Raw genomic sequence first — 21,200 nt, forward strand, 5'->3', positions numbered from 1 at the left:
AGCAACCCTTTAAATGTTGTTAATGGAGAGTTTCACAATGGCATTTGACGCGTATATCCAAATCGACGGTATCCCGGGCGAAGTACTGGATGACAAGCACAAGGACTGGATCGAAGTGCTGGGCTACGAGTACGGCGCCACCCAGGCCACCTCGGCTACTGCCAGCTCCTCGGGCGGTGCATCTTCCGAGCGTGTTGCGCTGAGCGACTTCAAGATCCGCAAGGCAGTGGACAAGGCTTCGGCCAAGCTGTTCGAACACTGCTGCACCGGCAAGCACATCGCCAAGCTGAAGCTGAACGTGAACCGTGCCGGTGGTGACAAGGTCACCTATCTGACCATCGACATGGAAGAAGTCGTGGTGTCCTCGGTGCGCTTCATCGCCGGTGGCAACCAGAACGGTGAAGACAAGGCTGTGAGCGACCTGCCGGTCGAAGAAATCAGCTTCAACTTCGCCCGCATCAAGACCACCTACACCCAGCAGAACCGCACCGACGGCCAGGCTGGCGGCAACATCGTCGGCGGCTGGGACCGCACCGCGAACAAAGTGTTTGCCTGATAACCTGCGTACCGGGGGCCGCTACGGCGGCCCACATCCCACAGCGTGCCAGGTGACCTGGCACGCTGTTCATCTGCCATGACCAGAGTGTTTTATGCCTGAAATCCTCAATGACCTTTCGCTGGCAACGCTGACCGCACCCATCGAGGGTGGCAGTGGCGAAGACTTGAGCTTCTCTGCCTTGTTCGACCAGATCAAGGAGGCGCGCCGGGCAGACCCTGACTACCTGACCCAGGGCGACTGGCAAACCGACCTGAAGACCGCCGACTGGGAGCAGGTGGTCAACCTGTCGGCCCAAGGGCTGGCGCAGCAAAGCAAGGACCTGATGCTGGTAGCCTGGCTCAGCGAAGGGTTGGCCCAGCGTGAACATTTCGAAGGCATCACCTTTGGCCTTCGGCTGACCGAACAGGTACTGGAAGCATTCTGGGACACGCTGTACCCAACACTCGAAGATGGCCTGGACGAACGCGCTGCGCGGCTGTCCTGGCTGAAGACCACGCTCACCGACATTGCCGGTGGCTTGCCCATTACCCAAGGGCAGAATTTTGGCGTGTTGCGCTATGACGAATCACGCTACGTAGAAAACCTTGCCTTGCAGAACCCCAAGGCAATGCAGACCGCGCTGAACGAAGGCAAGATCAACGCCGAAATCTTCCAGCGCTCGGTGGCGCTCAGCGACACCGAACACCTGCGCACCAAGGCCCTGCAGATCGCCGCCAGCCTGGAGGCCTGCAAAGCCCTGCAAGCCAGTGCCGACCGCCTGTTCGGCCATGAGGCGCCCAGCTTTGCCAGCCTTGCCGACATGCTGTCGCGCGCCAGCCAGCTGGCTGAAAAACTGCTCAAGGACCGCGGCGTCGAACTGCACCCCGCCACTGTGGCAGCGGCAGAGCCCGAAGCCACTGTTGCCCCCACCAGCGAAGCAGGTGAACCTATGAACACACCCGTCCAGGCCACCACGCCTGCGCCGATGCGCACGACGCCACTGACCCGCGACGAAGCCTTCACCATGCTTGCGGGTATCGCCCAGTTCTTCAAGCAGAGCGAACCGCAGAGCCCGGTGCCTTACCTGATCGAACGCGCCATCAAGTGGGGCAACATGCCGCTGGAGGGCTGGCTGAGCGATGTGATCAAGGACAGCAACGTGGTGGACAACATTCGCGACGTGCTGGGCACCCGCGAGCCAAGATCCTGATGCTGTATCGGCTACACCGGCCTCTTCGCGGGTAAACCCGCTCCCACCCAGGTTGTACGCGGTCCCTTTGGGAGCGGGTTTACCCGCGAAGAGGCCGGTACAGGCACCACAAATACTGCTAACGTGAGTGCTCTCAACCGCCAAGGACCGCTCAGATGCCGCCACGTTCACCCGCCCCCACCGGCTTCATTCGCGTTCGTGGCGCCCGCGAGCACAACCTGAAGAACATCGATGTGGATATCCCTCGCGACGCGCTGGTGGTATTCACGGGGGTGTCCGGCTCGGGCAAGTCCTCGCTGGCCTTCTCCACCCTCTACGCCGAAGCCCAGCGCCGCTACTTCGAATCGGTGGCGCCCTATGCCCGGCGCCTGATCGATCAGGTCGGCGTGCCGGACGTCGACGCCATCGAAGGCCTGCCGCCGGCCGTGGCCCTGCAGCAGCAACGCGGCACGCCGAGTGCACGTTCCTCGGTGGGCAGCGTGACTACACTGTCCAGTTCGATCCGCATGCTCTACTCCCGCGCCGGCAGCTACCCGGCCGGGCAACCGATGTTGCATGCCGAGGACTTCTCGCCCAACACCCCGCAAGGTGCCTGCCCGGAGTGCCATGGGCTGGGGCGGGTCTATGAAGTGAGTGAGGCGACCATGGTCCCCGACCCGTCGCTGACCATCCGCGAGCGGGCCGTAGCGGCCTGGCCGATGGCCTGGCAGGGGCAGAACCTGCGGGACATTCTGGTGACCCTGGGCTATGACGTCGATACCCCTTGGCGCGACCTGCCCCAGCAGCAACGCGACTGGATTCTCTACACCGAAGAAACACCCACGGTGCCGGTGTATGCCGGCCTGACCCCGGCGCAGACCCGCGCTGCGCTCAAGCGCAAGCTCGAGCCGAGTTACCAGGGCACCTTCAGCGGTGCCCGGCGCTACGTGCTGCACACCTTCATGCACTCGCAGAGCGCGCAGATGCGCAAGCGTGTGTCGCAGTACATGCGCCCCAGCCCATGCCCGCAGTGCCAGGGCAAGCGCCTCAAGCGTGAGGCGCTGGACGTAACCTTCGCCGGTTGCGACATAGGCGAGCTGTCGCGGTTGTCGTTGCAGGCGCTGGCCGAGGTGTTCCGTCAGGTTGCTGCGCCAGGCTATCTGGAGCAGCACGACGGCAACCTGACCCTGGAAAAACGCCTCGCCGCGCAACGCATCGCCAACGAACTGCTCGAACGCATCGGCCCCCTGCTCGACCTGGGCCTGGGCTACCTGGCCCTGGAGCGCAGCACCCCTACCCTGTCCTCTGGGGAGCTGCAACGCCTGCGCCTGGCCACCCAGCTGAACTCGCAATTGTTCGGCGTGATCTACGTGCTGGACGAGCCGTCGGCCGGCTTGCACCCGGCCGACAGCGAAGCCCTGTTCGAAGCGCTGCAGCGCCTGAAGCAGGCTGGCAATTCGGTGTATGTGGTGGAGCACGACCTGGATACCATGCGTCGCGCCGACTGGCTGGTGGATGTAGGGCCTGCCGCTGGCGAGCATGGCGGCACCATTCTCTACAGCGGGCCGCCCGCCGGCCTGGCCCGGGTAGAGCAGTCATGCACCCGGGCCTACCTGTTCAGTACATTGGCCCAGGCCACGCGCACACCACGCCAGGCCCGCGACTGGCTGAAGCTCGAAGGCATCAGCCGCAACAATCTGCACGACCTCAGTGCCGCATTCCCGCTGGGTTGCTTTACCGCCGTCACCGGTATTTCCGGCTCGGGCAAGTCGAGCCTGGTCAGCCAGGCTCTGCTCGAGCTGGTGGGGGCGCACCTGGGCCATGCCGACCTGCGCAGCGAGCCTGAGGAGCAGAGCCTGGAAGATGAACCCGAACAGGCCAGCGGCGGGTTTGTCAGCGCCGGCCTTGGCAGCATCAAGCGCCTGGTGCAGGTCGACCAGAAACCGATCGGCCGCACGCCTCGTTCCAACCTGGCCACCTACACCGGCCTGTTCGACCATGTACGCAAGCTGTTCGCTGCCACCGAACAGGCCAAGGCACAAGGCTTCGACGCCGGGCGTTTCTCCTTCAACGTTGCCAAGGGGCGCTGCGAGAACTGCGAGGGCGAAGGCTTCGTCAGTGTCGAGTTGCTGTTCATGCCCAGCGTCTACGCGCCCTGCCCGACCTGCCATGGCGCTCGCTACAACCCGGAAACCCTGGCGGTGAGCTGGCAAGGCATGAACATCGCGCAGGTGCTGCAATTGACCGTCGACCAGGCCCTGCAAGTGTTCGCCGAGCAGCCAGCGGCGCGCCGCTGCCTGCAGGTGCTGCAGGACATCGGCCTGGGCTATTTGCGCCTGGGGCAGCCGGCCACCGAACTGTCCGGCGGCGAGGCGCAGCGCATCAAGCTGGCCACCGAGCTGCAGCGCATGGCCCGCGGGGCGACGCTGTATGTACTGGACGAACCTACCAACGGCTTGCATCCGCAAGACATCGACCGGCTGCTGGTGCAGCTCAACCGCCTGGTCGATGGCGGGCACAGCGTGGTGGTGGTCGAGCATGACATGCGGGTGGTCGCGCAGAGCGACTGGGTGATCGACATCGGGCCTGGGGCCGGGGATGCCGGGGGCCAGGTGGTGGTCAGCGGCACGCCACAGGTGGTGGCCGGGTGTGCTGAAAGCCGCACTGCGGCGTTTCTGGCCAAGACCTTGTAGCGCCTGCACCGGCCTCTTCGCGGGTAAACCCGCTCCTACAGGTACTTACACAGCTTGCAAGATCTGTGGTGACCCTGTGGGTGCGGGTTTACCCGCGAAGAGGCCAGCGAAGCACATGCAGAGATGCCGTCTTGCCATGATTGCGCCGCTCTAGCCCGTAGGTTCTAATCGCGCACGACCCGTTTGCCTTTGTCACCCAAGGAAGTGTCACCATGTACAGGAAGATCGTGCCGCTGGCGCTGTTGGCAACCCTGGCCGGTTGCTCGAACAGCGAGGAAACCAGCGAGGCCAGTTTCCAGAAGGCCGCCCAGGCCTACCTCGATACCCAGTACCCACACTGCTTCGTCATCAGTTCATTCCCGACCAAGACCCAGGACTTCGACCTCCATGGCACCAACAAGGCGTTGCATGCCCTGGCCCAGGTAGGTGTGGTCAGCGAAAAGGAGATCTCGCGCACCGAGGTGCCCGCCCGCCTGTGGCAAGCGGCACGCACGGACATCTATTACGCCTATGACCTCACCGACGAAGGCCGCAAGTATTACAAGGCAGATAACGGGCTGTGCTTCGGCAAGGCTCAGGTCACCGCGATCGAGCAGTTCAGTGAGCCGAGCGAGGTGACCGGGCAGAAGATGTCGAATGTGACCTATGCCTACAAGATCACCGGGTTACCGGCTTGGGCCGGGGATGACGGGGTCAAGGCCAGCATTGCCGAACTGGGCAAGGCGGTGGCCAGCAATGACGCACCGCTCAAGGAAACCCGGGCGATGGTGCTGACCAGCCAGGGGTGGCGGTTGCAGGAGAAATAGCCGTTTGCCGTGCCGGCCTCTTCGCGGGTAAACCCGCTCCCACAGGTCCATCACAGGCCTTGAGACCTGCGCAGTACCTGTGGGAGCGGGTTTACCCGCGAAAGGGCCGGTACAGACTTACATCCACCAGGCCAGCACCACCGGCAACCAGGCAAACGACAACACCGTGGAACACATCACCAGGTTCGCCACCTGCTCCGGCTCGCGGTTGGCGCGCACCGCCATCAGGTAATTGAACACCGCCACCGGCATCGCCGACTGCACCACCAGCACCGCACGCTCCAGGTTGCCCATGCCCAGCGCCGCACCTACCGCCCAGCCCACGGCAGCCCCCAGGCCAATGCGCAAGCCGCCCAGCAGCATGCCGCTGCCCACATGGCGCAGGCGAATGCTGGCCAGCGACACGCCCAGTGTCAGCAACATCAGCGGGATGGTCATGCCGCCCAGCAGGTCTGCGGTATTGGCCAGCCAGCGCGGCAACTTGAAATCGAGAAAGATGATCGGCATGGCACCGGCCAGGCTGATCACGATAGGGTTGCGCAGCAGTGCCTTGAACGAAGCCGCAGTACCGGAAATGGCCATGCCGAGGGTGAACTGGACGATCGACAGTGTCAGGAAGAACGCCACGGCCAGGGCCAGCCCGTGTTCGCCAAAGGCATAAAGGCTGATTGGCAGGCCCATGTTGCCGGTGTTGGGGAACATGAACGCCGGCAACAGCACACGCCAGTGCATGCCCGAAGCGCGGCACACCAGCAAGCCGGCCAGGGCCATGCCCAAGGTGCACAGCAGGCAGGCCATGGCCATGCTGGTGAAAGCGTTCGGGTCCAGCTCGGTGCGGCTGAGCGTGGACAGCACCAGCGACGGGGTGCCGACGGTCATCACCACCCGGGCGATGAATTCGGTGGGGTAGTCCAGGCCCTTGCGGGCCCAGGCATAGCCGATGCCGGCGACGATGAAAACCGGGGCCAGGACGGCGAACAGCGAAGCGAACATGGGGGCCTTCCTTGGGGGTGGGTCCCGCATTATGCCGCAGTCTTCGGGATTGCCGGGGCTGCTTTGCGGCCCCGGGATGTCCGCCCAAGACGCATTCGTGTCGCCCACAGACTGCGGCGTCTCGTCGCACACCCAAGCCCCTTGGGCAAAACCGCGCAAGCCCGTAGAATCGCGCTTCCTTTTCGCCCGTCGCCTTGAACGGTGGCAACCGGCAACGTCGCATCCAGCCCAGGCACATCCGTGCAGCCACTCGGCCCCGTTCGGGTCGAGCCGGTGTGCGCGTCCGAAAAGGCGCTCATTCCGCTCATCCAACTAGAGGTACCTATGTCTCCGCGTTTGCTGGCCATGGCGCTGGCGCCCCTGCTCGGGCTGTTCATCATTGCCCTGGGCAACGGCTTCATGTCTTCCCTTACCACCCTGCGCCTGGGCGCTGCCGGCGAATCAGCCACCACCATCGGTGTGGTCTCCTCGACCTACTTCATCGGCCTGACCCTGGGTGCCATCTTCAACGACCGGCTGATCCTGCGCATCGGCCATATCCGCGCCTATACCAGCTTCGCCTCGCTGATCGCCGTGACCATCCTGCTGCAAGGCCTGTTCTACGACGTCACCTGGTGGTCGGTGCTGCGCCTGATCAACGGCTGGGCGGCAGTGGGCGTGTTCCTGGTGATCGAAAGCTGGCTGCTGCTGGCCGGTGACGCCAAGATCCGCGGCCGCTTGCTGGCGCTGTACATGATCGCCTTCTACGGCGCCGGGGTCATCGCCCAGGCCGGCCTTGGCGAAATCACCCAGATGGGTGACACCGCACCGTTCATGCTGGCCGGCGTGCTCGCCGCCCTGTCGGTACTGCCCATCGTGATCCTGCCGCGGGTGTCGCCACTGCTGGACCAGGTCGAACCGCTCAAGCCGCGCCAGTTGCTGGGCGTTGCGCCGTCGGGCCTGGTCGGCTGCTTCGGTTCGGGTGTGGCCATTGCTGGCATCTATGCCCTGCTGCCGCTGTACCTGCAGCGCATCGGCCTGGATGTGGGCGAGGTCGGCAACATGATGGCCTGGGTAATTCTGGGTGCCATGCTGCTGCAATACCCGGTCGGGCGCTGGTCTGACCGCAAGGACCGCCAGGATGTGCTGATCGCCCTGGCCGGGCTGTGCGTGCTGCTGTCGCTGGTCACGGTGTTCCTGCCGTCTGACTCGATCCTACTCCCGGCCATGCTGTTCCTGCTGGGCGGTGGCGTGTTCACCCTTTACCCGGTGGCGGTCAGCCATGCGGCCGACCGCGCGCCATCGGATGCACTGGTGCCGATGATCCAGGGCCTGCTGCTGATCAACTCGCTGGGTTCGGCCATGGCGCCGGTGGCGATTTCGCCGATGATGACCGAGTTTGGCGAGGCCGGGTTGTTCTGGGCCTTTGCCGTGGTCAACCTGGCCATGGTGTGCTTCTTCATGTGGCGCCGAGGCAAGCGCCCGGCGGCAGAACACCCGGCTCCGTTCACAGCTTCGACCACCTTCTCGCCGACCGGTGCCGAGCTGCGGGTGACCGAAGACCTGATGCACGCGGCGCAGGAGCACCCACCGCTGGAGCCGGTGGAGAGTGCTGCGCCAGCGCAGGTGCAGCGTTCAGAATCGCATTGACTCCGGGGGCTGCCCTGCAGCCCTTTCGCGACACAAGGCCGCTCCCACAGGGACCCCACCAGCTGAAGGAATGCGCCATACCTGTGGGAGCGGGCGCGCCCGCGAACTTAGCCATTCACCAGGTTGGCCGGGCGCTCACCAGCCAGGGCACTGAGCAGGTTGTCCACCGCACAGCGCGCCATGGCCTGGCGGGTTTCCTCGGTCGCCGAGCCGATATGCGGGGTCGCCACCACGTTGTCCAGCTGCAACAACGGCGACTGCGCCGGCAACGGCTCCTGCACGAACACATCCAGGCCGGCGCCGCGTATGCGCCGGGCACGCAACGCTTCGATAAGCGCTTGCTCATCCACCACGCGCCCGCGGGAAATGTTCACCAGGATTGCCTGGGGCTTCATCAGCGCCAGCTCCCGCACGCCGATCAGACCTTCGGTGCTGGCACTCAGCGGTACGGTCAGGCAAACGAAATCCGCCTGCTGCAACAGCTCGTCCAGGCTGCATTGACGCGCAGCATGGCGCGCCTCCACCTCTGGCTTGGCACGCTGACTGTGATACAGCACACGCATGCCAAAGCCGGCCGCGGCGCGCCGGGCCAGGGCCTCGCCGATGCGGCCCATGCCGACGATGCCCAGCGTCTTACCGTGCACATCACTGCCGAAATGCGCCGGGCCGAGGTTGGCCTGCCAGTTCCCGTCTCGCACCCAGTTCGCCAGCTCCACCACCCGCCTGGCGGTGGCCAGGATCAAGGCGAAGCCCGTGTCGGCGGTGGTTTCGGTCAGCACGTCGGGCGTGTTGGTCAACATCACGCCACGCCGGCTGAGTTCGGCGATGTCGTAGTTGTCGACACCGACCGAAACGCTGGACACCACTTCAAGCTGTGGCGCCAGGTCGAGCAGGCTGGCGTCCAGGCGCAGGCTGGCTCCCAGCAGCCCGTGCGCCCCCGGCAAGGCATCGCGCAGACGGGCCAGGCCATCGGGCTGGGAGGTATCCACCCAGGTCACCTCGACGCGCTCTTGCAGGCGTGCCATCAAGTCGTCGGACAGGCGTTTGTACAGGACGATTCGCTTCTTCATTGCACAGGTTCCTAATGGTTCATGGCCAGACGCGAGTTGCCGCGCTTGGCCCGGCCAGATGTCTGGGAAGTATTGAGTGCGGCGGTAAGCGCCACTGCGGCCAGCAGCGCACCGCACATGAACAGGTAGGAGGCACCAGGCCCGCCGGTGACGCCATTGAGGTAGCCCACCAGCCACGAGCCACCGAACGAGCCCAGCGCGCCCATGCTGTTGATCAGTGCCATGGCACCACCAGCGACGTTGGCCGGCAGGATCTCGGGCACGATCGCGAAGAACGGGCCATAGGGTGCGTACATGCAGGCGCCGGCGACCACCAGCAACGCGTACGACAGCCAGAAGTGCTCGCTGCCCAGGGCGTAGGAGCCATAGAACGCGACGGCGGCGATCAGCAGTGGCGGCCAGACGAAACGCTTGCGCTTCTGCAGGCGGTCGGACGCCCACGACACACCGACCATGCCCAGCACCGCCGCCAGGTAAGGTACCGACGACAGCCAGCCGGCCTGCACGATATCGAGGTTGGCCGCTTGCTTGAGGATCGACGGCAACCACAGCACGAAGCCATACACACCGATGCTCCAGCAGAAGTACTGCAGCGAAAGGATGATCACCTGCGGCGAGCGGAACGCCTCGCGGTAGTTCTTCACCGGCTTGATACCTTGCTGCTCGGCAGCCAGCGCCTGCTCAAGGGCGGCCTTTTCCTGCGCGCTCAGCCAGTTCACCTGGGCCGGGCGGTCATCCACCAGGCGCCACCAGAAGAACGCCCAGATGACGGCGGGCAAGCCTTCGATGATGAACATCCAGCGCCAGTCGTAATGCTTGACCAGGTAGCCCGACACCACCGACATCCACAGGATGGTCACCGGGTTGCCGAGGATCAGGAAGGTATTGGCGCGCGAACGCTCGGCGCGGGTGAACCAGTGGCACAGGTACACCAGCATGGCCGGCATCACCGCCGCCTCCACCACCCCGAGCAGGAAGCGGATGGCGATCAGCATGTAGACGTTGCTGACCACACCGGTGAGCGTGGCAAGGCCGCCCCAGAGTATCAGGCAGACAAAGATCAGCTTCTTCACACTGCGCTTTTCGGCATAGATGGCACCGGGCACCTGGAAGAAGAAGTAACCAAGGAAGAACAGTGCCCCCAGCAGCGAAGACAGTGCGGGGGTGATATGCAGGTCTTCAGCCATGCCGGAGGCGGCGGCGAACCCGTAGTTGGCGCGGTCCAGGTACGCCAGGCTATAGGTGAAGAACACGATCGGGATGATGTACCACCAGCGGCGAGGTGCCAGGCTTTGGCTTTGCATGGTTCGTTTCTCCTGAGCTTGTTGTTTTTGTTGCAACAGGTGTTTCGGGGTCAAGTGTTCAGGCGCTTCTGCGCAGGTCGTGGGCTTGCAGCTCATGGCGCAGCGGCAGCCCTTCCATGTCGCCACGCGACTGCACGGCGCGGCTGCCGCACCAGTTGCCACGCGCCACTGCCTCGGCTACCGGGTGGCCCTCCAGCAGCGCACTGAGCACGCCGACGGCAAAGGCATCGCCGGCGCCAACGGTGTCTACCACCTGGCTGACCGGCACTGGCGCCACCTGGCCTTCGCCCTTGGCGCTGCGGAAGTAGGCACCGGCGTCGCCCAGCTTGATCACCACCAGTTCCACCCCTTGGTCGAGGTAGAAAGCGGCGATGTCTGCCGGGGTGTGCTGCCCGGTCAGCAGGCGGCCCTCTTCCAGGCCTGGCAGCACCCAGTCGGCCTTGGCCGCCAGGGCATTGACTTCGCGCACCATGCTGCTCTGGTCAGGCCACAGCGAGGGGCGCAGGTTGGGGTCGAACGAGATGCTGCGCCCGGCGGCACGCATGGCGTCCATCAACGCATGTGACAGCGCCCGGCAGCCGTCCGACAGCGCCGGCGGGATGCCGGTGGCGTGCAAGTGTCGGGCCTGCAGAGAACCCGGGCGCAGCAGCGCCGGCGACAGCCGGCTGGCCGCCGAGCCACGGCGGAAGTACTCCACCGCCGGGTCGCTGCCGTCATCGCAGCGGGCCTTGAGCTGGAAGCCGGTGGGGTAGCTGGCATCCACCTCGACGCCGGAGCAGTCCAGCCCTTCGCGGCGCAGGCTGTCGAGCACGAAACGGCCCAGCGAATCGTCGCCCACCCGGCTCAGCCAACGGACCTTGAAGCCCAGCCGCGCCAGGCCGATGGCCACGTTGCTGTCGGCGCCGGCGATGCGCTTGCCGAACTGGCCGACACTGGCCAGGTCGCCGGCCTGCTCGGCGACGAACATGGCCATGGTCTCGCCGAAACACAACACGTCATGCTCATGCATGGCTCAGCTCCTCGCTCGATACGCCCTGCCCCAGCGCCGCCAGGTCGCGCACCTGGGCACGGGTCAGCGCCAGCAGATCGTCGCTCACCAGCGGGTACTCGACAGCGCGTACCACGCCAGGGGTGAACTCGGCCATCAGCTCGGCCCACTCCTGCAGGTCCGATGCCTCTGGCGGTACGGCAACCAGGCGCCCATCGGCCCGGCACTGCACGGCCTTGCAGTGCACATAGCGCACCCAGCGGCCCAGCTGGCGTGCGGCATGTCGGGCAGGCTCGCCCTGCCACTGCCAGTTACCGATGTCGAAAGTCATGCCCAGGGTCAGCCCGAGCTCGTCGGCGCGCTGGAAAAACTGCTGCAGGGGTTCGATCCGTCCACCATGCGCGGTCTGGTCGTTCTCCACCAGCAGCAATGGCCCATGCGCCGGCAACAGCGTCGCCAAGGCCGCGACGTCACAGCCCGCATGGTAGTGGCCCAGGGAAACCTTGAGCGCGACCGCGCCAAGGGCACGGGCAGTTTCAAGCTTCTGCGCCAATTGCGGGTCAGGCACGCCTTGTGCGGTCCACAGTTCCAGGGGCGTGGAATACAGGCACTCCAGGCGTAGCGCGGCAATGGCTGCAGCCAGCGCTGCAGTGTCCGGCGCACAAGTGAACAGTTCTTCGCGCAGCTCCACGCGGGTAACGCCGGCGGCAGCCAGCAGGTCAAGGAACTGCTCCTGGCCACGTTGCCGGACAAAGTCGGCACCGTAGCTGGAGAGGCTGATGGAAACGGGGTTCGAGTGCATTGTTCTTGTCCTTATGAAACCGGTTTCATTTTTTGATGACAGCAGGCACGCAGGTGCCTGCCTGTGATTACTGTGGCTGGGTTGAACCTCGGATGATCAGCTCGGCCTTGAAGTCGATGCGCCGGGCTGCCCCGCTGTCGCCGCGCAGGCGGCCAAGCAGGCTCTCGAATGCCGCCACGCCGATTCGCTCGGTGGGCTGGGCCAGTGCAGTGATGCCGCTGCCGACCAAGGGGTACCACTCGAGGTCGTCGAGGGCGATCAGCCCGACGTCCACGAACAGATTGCGCCCTGCTTCGTGCAGGGCCCGGGTCACGGCCAGGGTGGCGACACCGTTGAAGGTGAAGATGGCCTGCGGGCCATGGCCGTTGCCGGCGAGGAACGCAGCCAGCTGCTCATCAAGCCCGGTGCCGGTCTCCAGCACCTGTTGGCGCATGCCGGGCCGACGGCTGACCGAGGATCCGAACGCCTGTACTCGCTCCAGGCGCGAGCTGGTGCCATCGAGGGGTTCGGTTACCGCCAGGATGTCGCGGTAACCTTGAGCTTGCAGGTGGTCGAGGGCCTGCTCGACCGCGTCGGCATTGTCCAGGCCAACCAGGTCGACATTCAGTTCGGGCAACTGGCGGTCGACCAGCACCATGGGGATGTCGCGCTGCAGGTTGAGCAATTCGCCGGGGTGATGGCCAAGCGTGTTCACGATCAGCCCTTCGACGTTGTAGGACTGCAGGGCCACCAGATGGTGACGCTCCTGCTCGTCGTCGCGGTTGGTGTTGCACACCACCAGGCTGTAGCCATGCTGGCGGCAGGCTGTTTCCACGCCATGCATCACGGCCACTGAATAGGGGTTGAGGATATCGGCCACCAGCATGCCGATCAGGCGCGTCTGGCCGCGCTTCAGGCCACGGGCCATCTGGTTGGGGCGGTAACCGAGGCGCTCGATGACTTCTTCCAGGCGCTTGGCGGTGGCTTCGGCGAGCAACTGGCGGTCACCGCCGATGTAACGGGAGACGGTGGCCTTGGAAACGCCAGCGACACGCGCTACTTCGCTGATGGTGACCCGTTCGCGGGCATGGGCAGGCGCGTCGGTCATGGGCTGTCCTTATGATTGTTGTGATAGCGATGAAACCGGTTTCAATACAGCAAAATAGCACGCGTTCGTCAACATGCCGTTGGTCGGGAGTGCGATATCCATGCATAGTAAATGTAATAAGAATTCTCTTTAACTAACTGATAAATATAGAAAAGTAAATGCAAAACCCTGTGGGAGCGGGTTCACCCGCGAATGCGATTTTGAATGTGCAGACGCATTCGCGGGTAAACCCGCTCCCACAGTGGATTGGGGGTGCAGACAGGGGAATGCAGTTAACGGAGGGATTTCACGTAACTGGCAGTGACGGCACTGCCCTGGTTACCCCAACTGGTGCGAATGAAGTTCACCACCTCGGCAACCTCCTGGTCACTGAGGCGCCAGCCGAACGCCGGCATGGTGAAGTTCGACGGTGCCGCGTGCGTCGCTGGCACCGTGCCCCCCGCCAATACCACGTGGATCAGCGATGTGGCATCCGCCGTCTGCACCACCGGGTTACCGGCCAGGGCCGGGAACACGCGGGTATAGCCCTGGCCATCGGTACGGTGGCAGGCCGCGCAATTGTCGATGTACACCGCCGCCCCGGGCTTGCTGTCGTCACCCTTCCATAGCGCATCCGCCACCTGTTTGTCGTACACGTGCGGCTGGTCGTCAGGGTTGCCTGGCGGCAACGTCTTCAGGTAGCGGGCGATAGCGGTCAGGTCGGCGTCGCTCATGTGTTGCATGCTGTGCTTGACCACGTCGCTCATGCCACCGAACACGGCGCTGCGGTCGCTACGGCCAGTCTTGAGAAACTGCACCAGCTGCTCTTCGCTCCAGCTACCCAGGCCGTCCTTGTGGTCGCCACGCAGGTTCTTGGCAATCCAGCCTTCCAGCGGTGCACTGCCAGCCAGGAACTGCTCGCCCTCCTGTGGGCTCAGTGCCTTTTCCTGCATGGTCAGCGCCCGCGGCGTATGGCACGCACCGCAGTGCCCCAGGCCCTCGACCAGGTAGGCACCGCGGTTGACCACCGGGTCGGCCGCCGCCGATGCCTGCCAGGGCTTGGCCTCTGGCGCGAACAACCCGCGCCAGACCGCCAGCGGCCAGCGCATGCTCAGCGGCCAAGGGATATCGGTGGCCTTGTTCGTCTGCTCGACCGGTTCCACGCCCTTCATGAAGTAGGCATACAGCGCCTGCATGTCCTGCTCGCTGACGCGCGCATAGGACGGGTATGGCATGGCGGGATACAGGGTGCTGCCATCCTTGCCGATGCCCTTGCGCACCGCCTGGTCGAAGTCTTCGAAGCTGTACTGGCCGATACCACTGGCCGCCGGGGTGATGTTGGTGGAGTACACCGTGCCGATCGGTGTTTCCATCGGCAACCCACCGGCGAACGGCTTGCCGCCCTTGGCGGTATGGCAGGCGACGCAGTCGCCGGCGCGGGCCAGGTACTCGCCCTGGCGCACCTGCGCATCGTCATTCGGCGCAGCCTGTGCAGCCACGCTGGCACCCAGCAGGGTTGCGATCAACATTGTCTTCATGCGCATCGCTCCTCAAGCCTGAACCAGCGGGCCAGGGCTTTTCAGGTACTGCTCGCGGATGGCGCGGGCCGACCAGTAGGTCAGCGCAGCCACCAGCCCGGTCGGGTTGTAGCCCAGCCCTTGGGGGAACGCCGAAGCCCCCGGAACGAACACGTTATGCACGTCCCAGCTTTGCAGGTAGCGGTTCAGGGCACTGGTCTTCGGGTCGGTGCCCATGATCACGCCGCCGTTCAGGTGGGTGGTCTGGTAGCTGGCGGTGTTGAAGTGGTCCTTGACCTTCTTGCCCAGCACGGCAAAGGTCTTGGGGTTCATCGCCTGGGCGATCTTGCTCAGCTTGTCGACCATGAACTGGTTCATCCTGATGTCGTTTTCCTGCCAGTCGAAGGTCATGCGCAGCAGCGGCTGGCCGTAGGCGTCGCGGTAGGTCGGGTCGAGGTCCAGGTAGTTGCCACGGTAGGACTGGTGGGCACCATGCGCGTCCATCGACACCTGGTGGGTGTAGTAATCGGCGGTGGCCTTCTTCCAGGCGCTGCCCCAGGCCGGTGTGCCAGGCGGGGTGGCGCCGCCGGCAATCGGCCGTGTGCCGGCCTGGTTCACCCACATCGGCGAGCCACCGACGAAGCCGTGCGGGCCATGGTCGAAGTTGTCGGCGTTGAAGTCATCGATGGCGATGCCGTTGCCACCGGCGCCGATGAAGTTGTTGGTGTAGGTGTCCTTGTCGAAGAACGCCTTGACCGTGCTCATGTTCTGGTAGGCGAAGTTACGCCCGACCACGCCTTCGTTCCTGATGGGGTCGTACGGTTTGCCGATGCCGGACAGCAGCATCAGGCGTACGTTGTTGAACTGGAACGCCGCCAGGATCACCAGGTCCGCCGGCTGCTCCACTTCCCGCCCCTGGGCGTCGATGTAGGTGACGCCGGTGGCCTTGCGCTTGCTGTCGTCCAGGTTCACCCGCAGCACATGAGCGTTGGGCCGCAATTCGAAGTTCGGCACCTGACGCAGCGCCGGCAGGATGTTCACGTTGGGCGAGGCCTTGGAGTACATGTAACACACGTAGCCGCTGCAGAAACCGCAGAAGTTGCATGGCCCCATCTGCGCCCCGTACGGGTTGGTGTACGAGCCGGAGGTGTTGGCCGAGGGCAGGTTGTAGGGCTTGTAGCCCAGGCTGGCCGCCGCCTTTTCGAACAGCCTGGCCGACACCACGTTTTTCTGCGAAGGCAGCGGGAACGGGCTGGAACGGTCTGGCGCATAGGGGTTGCCGCCCTTCCCTTCGCCAACGACCTGGCCGTTGACGGTCCAGGCCTGGCCAGAGGTACCGAACACCTTCTCGGCGAAGTCGAAGTGCGGTTCCAGTTCTTCGTAGCTGACCCCGAAGTCCTGGATAGTCATGTCTTCGGGGATGAACTTGCGCCCGTAGCGTTCTTCGTAGTGGCTGCGCATGCGCAGCTCCATCGGGTCTACCCGGAAGTGCACGCCCGACCAGTGCAGGCCTGCGCCACCTACACCTTTGCCCGGCAGAAAGGCACCGAGCTGGCGATTGGGCAGCGCCACGTCGTTCATGCCGTGGCGGATGGTGACGGTCTCTTTCGACACATCGACGAACAGCTTCTTGCGCACGCTGTAGGTCAGCTCGTCGATCACCTGCGGGTAGCTGCCTTCCGGGTAGGTGTCCTGCATCGGCCCCCGCTCCAGGGCCAGCACTTGCAGCCCCGCCTCGGTCAGTTCCTTGGCCATGATCGCGCCGGCCCAGCCGAAGCCCACGATCACCGCGTCCACTTTCTTCATCACGGTTGCCATGCCTCAGGCCCTCTCGCCACGGATCGAAACAGCGGGGAACGGGTAAGGCTCGTTGCGCTCGACCCAATCCATGAAATCGGCACGGGCGCCGGGGAAGCCGATCTGGGTCCAGCCGACCATGCCTTTGTTGCCGCCATGGATCGGGTCGCAGAAGAACCCTTCACGGGTGTTCTGCACCAGCAGGCTGAAGAACACCTTGGCTGGCACGGCGTCGAAAACCAGCTCTCCAGCCTCGACCTTGCTGAGAATGCGGTCTCGGGTAGCGCTATCTTGCGCAGCAAAAACTTGCCCGGAATTGGCCTTGCACCAGCCATCCACGGCGGCGATGCCCAGGCGGTAGATCTGTTGCGGGCTGAGTTGCAGCTGGTACCCCAGTTCGGGCGCGGCGTCGGCCTTGAAAGGGCCTTGCATGTACCACTGCGCGCCAGTTGCGTAGGGGGTGTTCATCTGCCGGTCGATGAATTCGGCAGCGCCGGCTTCAAGGGCGCCAGGGCCAAGTTCGTCGGCCGGGATAATGCGCGCGACGGCAGCCTGCACGAAGGCCCACTCCTCGGCAGTGAAGAAAGTCGGCTGGTAGTTGCCTGCTGGCGGCGTGGCCGGCACTTTGGGCTCGTGTTGCGGGGCCGCAAGCAGCTGACTGGCACCCACGCCAAGCCCCGTGCTGGCCACGGTGACCACAGGGATCAAGGTCAAGGTCTTGCGCAGAAAGTCCCTGCGCGGATTGTCGGGGGCATGCTCAGGCATTGCGAATCCTCATCGGCTGTGTGCGGCCTTGAAAAGCGCCATCTGATTTTCAATATAGGGGGTGGTCTTGATGGGTCATCAAGAAAACAGCCGGATAATCTAGCGCGTTCAGAAATGTTTTGAAACCGGTTTCAGGCTTGCTTTCAAAGGGCTGGCGGGCTTTGCGGCGGACCTGCCTTGGCTGGCTACATGGGGTATTTGCCGCAAGACCGCACCTACTGGGCCGCGTTCACGCAATTGATTGGGTCGGTACCACCTGCCCCAGTCCCCAACCTTGGGGACACAGTGCCCAACGGCCCACCCCCTGCAATCGCCCTCGCAAGAGAAATGGATCCCTTGCCCTGCAAGGGCTGCAGCACATTTTTTCTGCCTTGGCACGCCTATTGCCGATCTCCTGCCAGACGCCCCAAGTCCATGGGCCCGTTTGCAGGAGGAAATGTCTCATGCACCGACCGATACCCCACCCGCTGGCATTGGCCATTTTCGCCGGCATGCTCCAACTCCCGGCGCAGGCTGCCTTGAACGCTGTCGATCCAGGCGCCTATGTTCCCGCCAACGGTGGCTTCCCAGCCTGGTACCAGGACAGTCACGGTCGTACCCTCGACCTGTGCCTGACAAAGGCGGTCAGCTCGCGTGTGCCTGGCGCACCCGGCGCACCTTCGTACATGTGCACGCTGCTGCCCACCCCCGGCGTGTTCGACGATACCCAACCCATCGTCTTCCCCACCAACTTCCCTGACGAGGCGTTCTGGTTCACCGCCGACGCCGCCATCGTCGACGCCACCCGCGGCATCGACCTCAGCTACGGCACCGCGATCGAAGCGGCATTTGCCGCCGAAGAACCGGTCGACGGCGACCAGGTCAGCTTCGCCCGGGTGCGTATCCGGGTCGACGTGCCAACCGCCGGCACCTACGTGGTCACTCACCCGTACGGCGTCGAAGTGTTCGACGTACCTGCGCCCGGGCGCCGGGCAATCAACATGACCCGCGACATCGGCATTGCCGGCGCAGGCGACTTCACCGGCGCCCTGAAAGGCGATGTCGGGCCGTTCCTGCGCAGTGTCAACGGCCCCTACACCGAAGGCAGCGAGCGCTTCATCGGCGACCCGAACCTGGAAGAACGGGTGACCGGCAGCCCCTTCAATACCAACTACGTGCGCATCGAAGGCCCCGGCGGCATCGACCTGCGCACCGAGCTGTTCGCGGTTTCGGGCAAGCTTTCCGAAGTGACCCTGCCAACCCCGCTGATGCCGCAACGCAGTACCTACTCGCGGCATACCGAGAACGGCGACCTGCGCGCCCAGCAGGACATCTTCGTGATGGCCCCGCCGCCACCGGCCAGCGTCACCCTGACCAGCCAGACACCCAACCTGAACCTCACCGAGGCCAACGGTACCGGTGCCTGGTACGCCCAGTCGGTGCTCGACCCGGCCGCCGGGACGATCCTGACGCTGACCGCCGACAACAGCGTGGCGATCCCTGCCAGCAGCCTGACCTCCACCAATGTACCGCTGACCGACCTGGTCGTTATCACCCAGGCCCAGTTCCGTCTGTCCACCGGCGAGCTGACCTTGGTGGCCAGCACCAGCGACGAAACCACGCCGCCAGTGCTCACCGCACACACCGGCAATGGCACGCTGATCGGCAACCTGAGCGGCACAGGTGCCGTGAAGACGCTGAGCACCAGCCTGTCGCCGATCCCGCCGGCCAAGGTGCAGGTCACCAGTACCAACGGCGGTAGCGACACCGAAGACGTGGTGCTGGTGCCATGAACAGACAAAGGCTCAGCCTTCAAGGAGGCAGCATGAACACTTGGTCGCGCCGTGCGCTGTTGGCCGCCGGTTTTTCCCTTACCGTTACCAGCGCCGCGTTTGCCGCGCTGTCCGATGTCGACCCGGGGCCCTACACCTTCGCCACCGGTGGCTATCCGATGTGGTACAAGGACAGCCTCGACCAGTCCCTGGAGCTGTGCCAGTCCCGTGCTACCAGTACGCGTGCGCCAGGCGCGCCGGGGGCACCGGCCTACATGTGTACCTTGTTGCCCGAGCCTGGTATCTATGACGATACCCTGCCGCTGGTGTTCCCGGACAACTGGCCGCCCGAGATGTTCTGGTTCCTGGCGGAAACCACCATTCCGCAGGTCGGCAACAGCGGCTATGAACTGGAGGTTTATGTAGCCGGGGTGGAGGCTGCCTTCGCCGCCGAAAACCCTGTCGATGGTGACCAGCAAAGCTTCGCCCGGATCCGCATCCGTGCTTCGGTCCCAAGTACCGGTACCTACACCATCACCCATCCCTACGGGGTGGAGACGGTCAACGTCACCACGGCGGGGCGTCGGGCGATCAACATCACCCGGGACATTGGCATTGGCGCACCAGGCAACTTCCGGGGAGCGCTGGCGGGGGCGATCGGCCCTTGGCTGAAGGGTGTTGGCGGGCCTTATACCGAGGTCAACCCCGATACCGGCACCGTCGAAACCTACATCGGCGACCCCAACATCACCGAGGCGGTGACCGGCAGCCCCTTCAATACCAACTTCGTGCGCATTCAAGGCCCCGCTGGCACTATTCAGACCAACACCTTCACTGTTTCAGGCAAGGTACTCGACCAACGGGCCCAGACCCCGGTCAGCCTGGAGCGCGCCACCTATTCGCGCAATGCCACCGGCACCCGTACGGAAGTGTTCGCCAAGGCGCCCAGCGCAGCCAGCCTGTGCATGCGCAATGGCATTGCCCTGGTCGGCACCCCGCCTTCGCCGTGCCAGTACACCCTCACCGCCGACAACAACGGGCTGTTCTTCCACCAGCAGTTCGGCCAGGAAGCACCGCCTGCTGTGGTGGTGGTCACCGCCAGCGACAGCGCCGGCGGTACCCAGCCAACCGCGCTGTCGAGCAAGCTCACCGACGTGGTCAAGGTCGGCACCGCACGCTACGACTGGGCCAACAAGCGCCTGTTGATCGAGGCCAGTTCCAGTGACGAAGTGGCGGTCCCGGACCTGATCGCCCAAGGCTACGGTCGCCTGTCCAAGGCGGGCACGCTGCAGAGCCTGACCGTCAACGACGTGCCGCAGCCACCAGCCACCATCACGGTGAAGTCGGCACGCGGCGGCAGCGATGTCGAACCGGTAGTCGTGGTCGGCAACGCGCCGGTCGAGGCGGCCAACCAGCCGCCGCTGGCCCAGGCCGATACCGGCAGTACCAGCGTGGGCATCCCGATCACCCTCAACCTGCTGCAGAACGACAGCGACCCGGATGGCAACGTACCGCTGACCATCAGCGACCTTACCCAACCCGGTACCGGTCTTGGCGGCGTGGTGATGAACGGCACCACCTCGGTCACCTACACCCCGCCAGCCGGGGCCACGCAACCCGTGGTGGCCACCTTCAGCTACCGGGCGGTGGACGCCAAGGGCCTGAAGTCGGAACCGGCCACGGTCACCATCAACGTGGCGCCCAACCAGGCCCCGACCGCCAACCCGGAAACGGTCGCCACCCTGGGCGTGCCTTTGACCATCAACGTGCTGGCCAACGACACCGATCCGGAAGGCAACGTACCGCTGAGCGTTGCTGCCGTCACCCAGCCGGCTGCCGGCCGGGGCACCGTCAGTACCGACGGCACCACGGTGACCTACACCCCACCGGCCACGGTGACCACGGCCTTCACCACTACCTTCACCTACCAGGCTCGTGACTCGCTGGGGGCCCTGTCCAACGCCGGCACCGTCACCGTCAACGTATCGCCACGGCCCGCCGCCGAAACCTTCACGGTCACGACCGCCACGGTCACGGCACGCTCCAACAACCGTTACAACTGGGACCTCAGCGGTACTTCGTCGGTCACCACCGGCAATACCGTCACCGTGCGGGTAACCACCACTACCGGCGTGCAGACCCTTGGCACCGCCACGGTGGCGCTGACCGGCCGCTGGCGCCTGGCGGTGAGCAACAGCACCACGATCATCCCGACTGCGGCACCGACGGCGACGATCACCACCAGCCAGGGCACCACACGCACCGTCAACGTAACCGTGCAGTAAAGGCCGG

The 21,200-nt window shown here is 64.7% G+C and carries 16 protein-coding genes; 7 read left to right on the forward strand and 9 right to left on the reverse strand.

Annotation, left to right across the window (positions count from 1 at the left end):
- Positions 1–37: 37 nt before the first annotated feature.
- From M1D87_RS14380 to M1D87_RS14395, 4 genes are all read left to right on the forward strand, one after another.
- On the forward strand, positions 38–556 hold the full coding sequence (locus tag M1D87_RS14380) for an Hcp family type VI secretion system effector (protein ID WP_039613679.1): 519 nt from the start codon (positions 38–40) through the stop codon (positions 554–556).
- A 94-nt stretch (positions 557–650) separates the two neighbouring features.
- Positions 651–1,748, forward strand: a complete 1,098-nt coding sequence (tssA, locus tag M1D87_RS14385) for a type VI secretion system protein TssA (protein WP_003260519.1) — start codon at positions 651–653, stop codon at positions 1,746–1,748.
- A gap of 155 nt (positions 1,749–1,903) precedes the next feature.
- Positions 1,904–4,420, forward strand: a complete 2,517-nt coding sequence (gene uvrA, locus M1D87_RS14390; protein WP_123085302.1) for an excinuclease ABC subunit UvrA — start codon at positions 1,904–1,906, stop codon at positions 4,418–4,420.
- Positions 4,421–4,632: 212 nt separating this feature from the next.
- On the forward strand, positions 4,633–5,226 hold the full coding sequence (locus M1D87_RS14395) for a hypothetical protein (protein ID WP_015270503.1): 594 nt from the start codon (positions 4,633–4,635) through the stop codon (positions 5,224–5,226).
- 117 nt (positions 5,227–5,343) lie between these two features.
- Here M1D87_RS14395 and M1D87_RS14400 read toward each other — a convergent pair whose 3' ends face one another.
- Positions 5,344–6,219, reverse strand: coding sequence for an AEC family transporter (locus tag M1D87_RS14400; protein WP_061304514.1), 876 nt, complete (start codon positions 6,217–6,219; stop codon positions 5,344–5,346).
- 324 nt (positions 6,220–6,543) lie between these two features.
- Here M1D87_RS14400 and M1D87_RS14405 point away from each other — a divergent pair, with 324 nt between their 5' ends.
- Positions 6,544–7,848 carry an MFS transporter gene (locus tag M1D87_RS14405; protein WP_123085301.1) on the forward strand — a complete coding sequence of 435 codons (1,305 nt, stop codon included), beginning with the start codon at positions 6,544–6,546 and terminating at the stop codon, positions 7,846–7,848.
- Between the two features lie 107 nt (positions 7,849–7,955).
- Here the strand turns inward: M1D87_RS14405 and M1D87_RS14410 are convergent, their stop codons facing one another.
- The 8 genes from M1D87_RS14410 to M1D87_RS14445 form a co-directional block, all read right to left on the reverse strand.
- A complete protein-coding gene (locus M1D87_RS14410; protein ID WP_123085300.1) occupies positions 7,956–8,918 on the reverse strand; it encodes a 2-hydroxyacid dehydrogenase in 963 nt (320 codons plus the stop codon).
- Positions 8,919–8,929: 11 nt separating this feature from the next.
- Positions 8,930–10,222 carry an MFS transporter gene (locus M1D87_RS14415; protein WP_039613684.1) on the reverse strand — a complete coding sequence of 431 codons (1,293 nt, stop codon included), beginning with the start codon at positions 10,220–10,222 and terminating at the stop codon, positions 8,930–8,932.
- 58 nt (positions 10,223–10,280) lie between these two features.
- Positions 10,281–11,231, reverse strand: a complete 951-nt coding sequence (locus M1D87_RS14420) for a sugar kinase (protein ID WP_123085299.1) — start codon at positions 11,229–11,231, stop codon at positions 10,281–10,283.
- Positions 11,224–12,012: a TIM barrel protein gene (locus tag M1D87_RS14425; RefSeq protein ID WP_013972768.1), complete on the reverse strand. Its 789-nt coding sequence runs from the start codon at positions 12,010–12,012 to the stop codon at positions 11,224–11,226. The genes M1D87_RS14420 and M1D87_RS14425 overlap by 8 nt, the downstream gene beginning before the upstream one ends.
- Before the next feature lie 67 nt (positions 12,013–12,079).
- Positions 12,080–13,099, reverse strand: coding sequence for a transcriptional regulator PtxS (gene ptxS, locus M1D87_RS14430; protein ID WP_123085298.1), 1,020 nt, complete (start codon positions 13,097–13,099; stop codon positions 12,080–12,082).
- 272 nt (positions 13,100–13,371) lie between these two features.
- On the reverse strand, positions 13,372–14,616 hold the full coding sequence (locus tag M1D87_RS14435; protein ID WP_123085297.1) for a cytochrome c: 1,245 nt from the start codon (positions 14,614–14,616) through the stop codon (positions 13,372–13,374).
- A gap of 12 nt (positions 14,617–14,628) precedes the next feature.
- A complete protein-coding gene (locus M1D87_RS14440) occupies positions 14,629–16,413 on the reverse strand; it encodes a GMC family oxidoreductase (RefSeq protein WP_123085296.1) in 1,785 nt (594 codons plus the stop codon).
- 3 nt (positions 16,414–16,416) lie between these two features.
- Positions 16,417–17,157, reverse strand: coding sequence for a gluconate 2-dehydrogenase subunit 3 family protein (locus tag M1D87_RS14445; RefSeq protein ID WP_123085295.1), 741 nt, complete (start codon positions 17,155–17,157; stop codon positions 16,417–16,419).
- Between the two features lie 443 nt (positions 17,158–17,600).
- Between M1D87_RS14445 and M1D87_RS14450 the strand changes: the two genes are divergently transcribed.
- Positions 17,601–18,929 (forward strand): hypothetical protein, encoded by a 1,329-nt coding sequence (locus tag M1D87_RS14450; protein ID WP_123085294.1) that lies wholly within the window; start codon positions 17,601–17,603, stop codon positions 18,927–18,929.
- A 32-nt stretch (positions 18,930–18,961) separates the two neighbouring features.
- Positions 18,962–21,193, forward strand: a complete 2,232-nt coding sequence (locus M1D87_RS14455; protein WP_123085293.1) for an Ig-like domain-containing protein — start codon at positions 18,962–18,964, stop codon at positions 21,191–21,193.
- Positions 21,194–21,200: the final 7 nt, after the last annotated feature.

The sequence above is a fragment of the Pseudomonas sp. SA233 genome, from assembly GCF_054792385.1.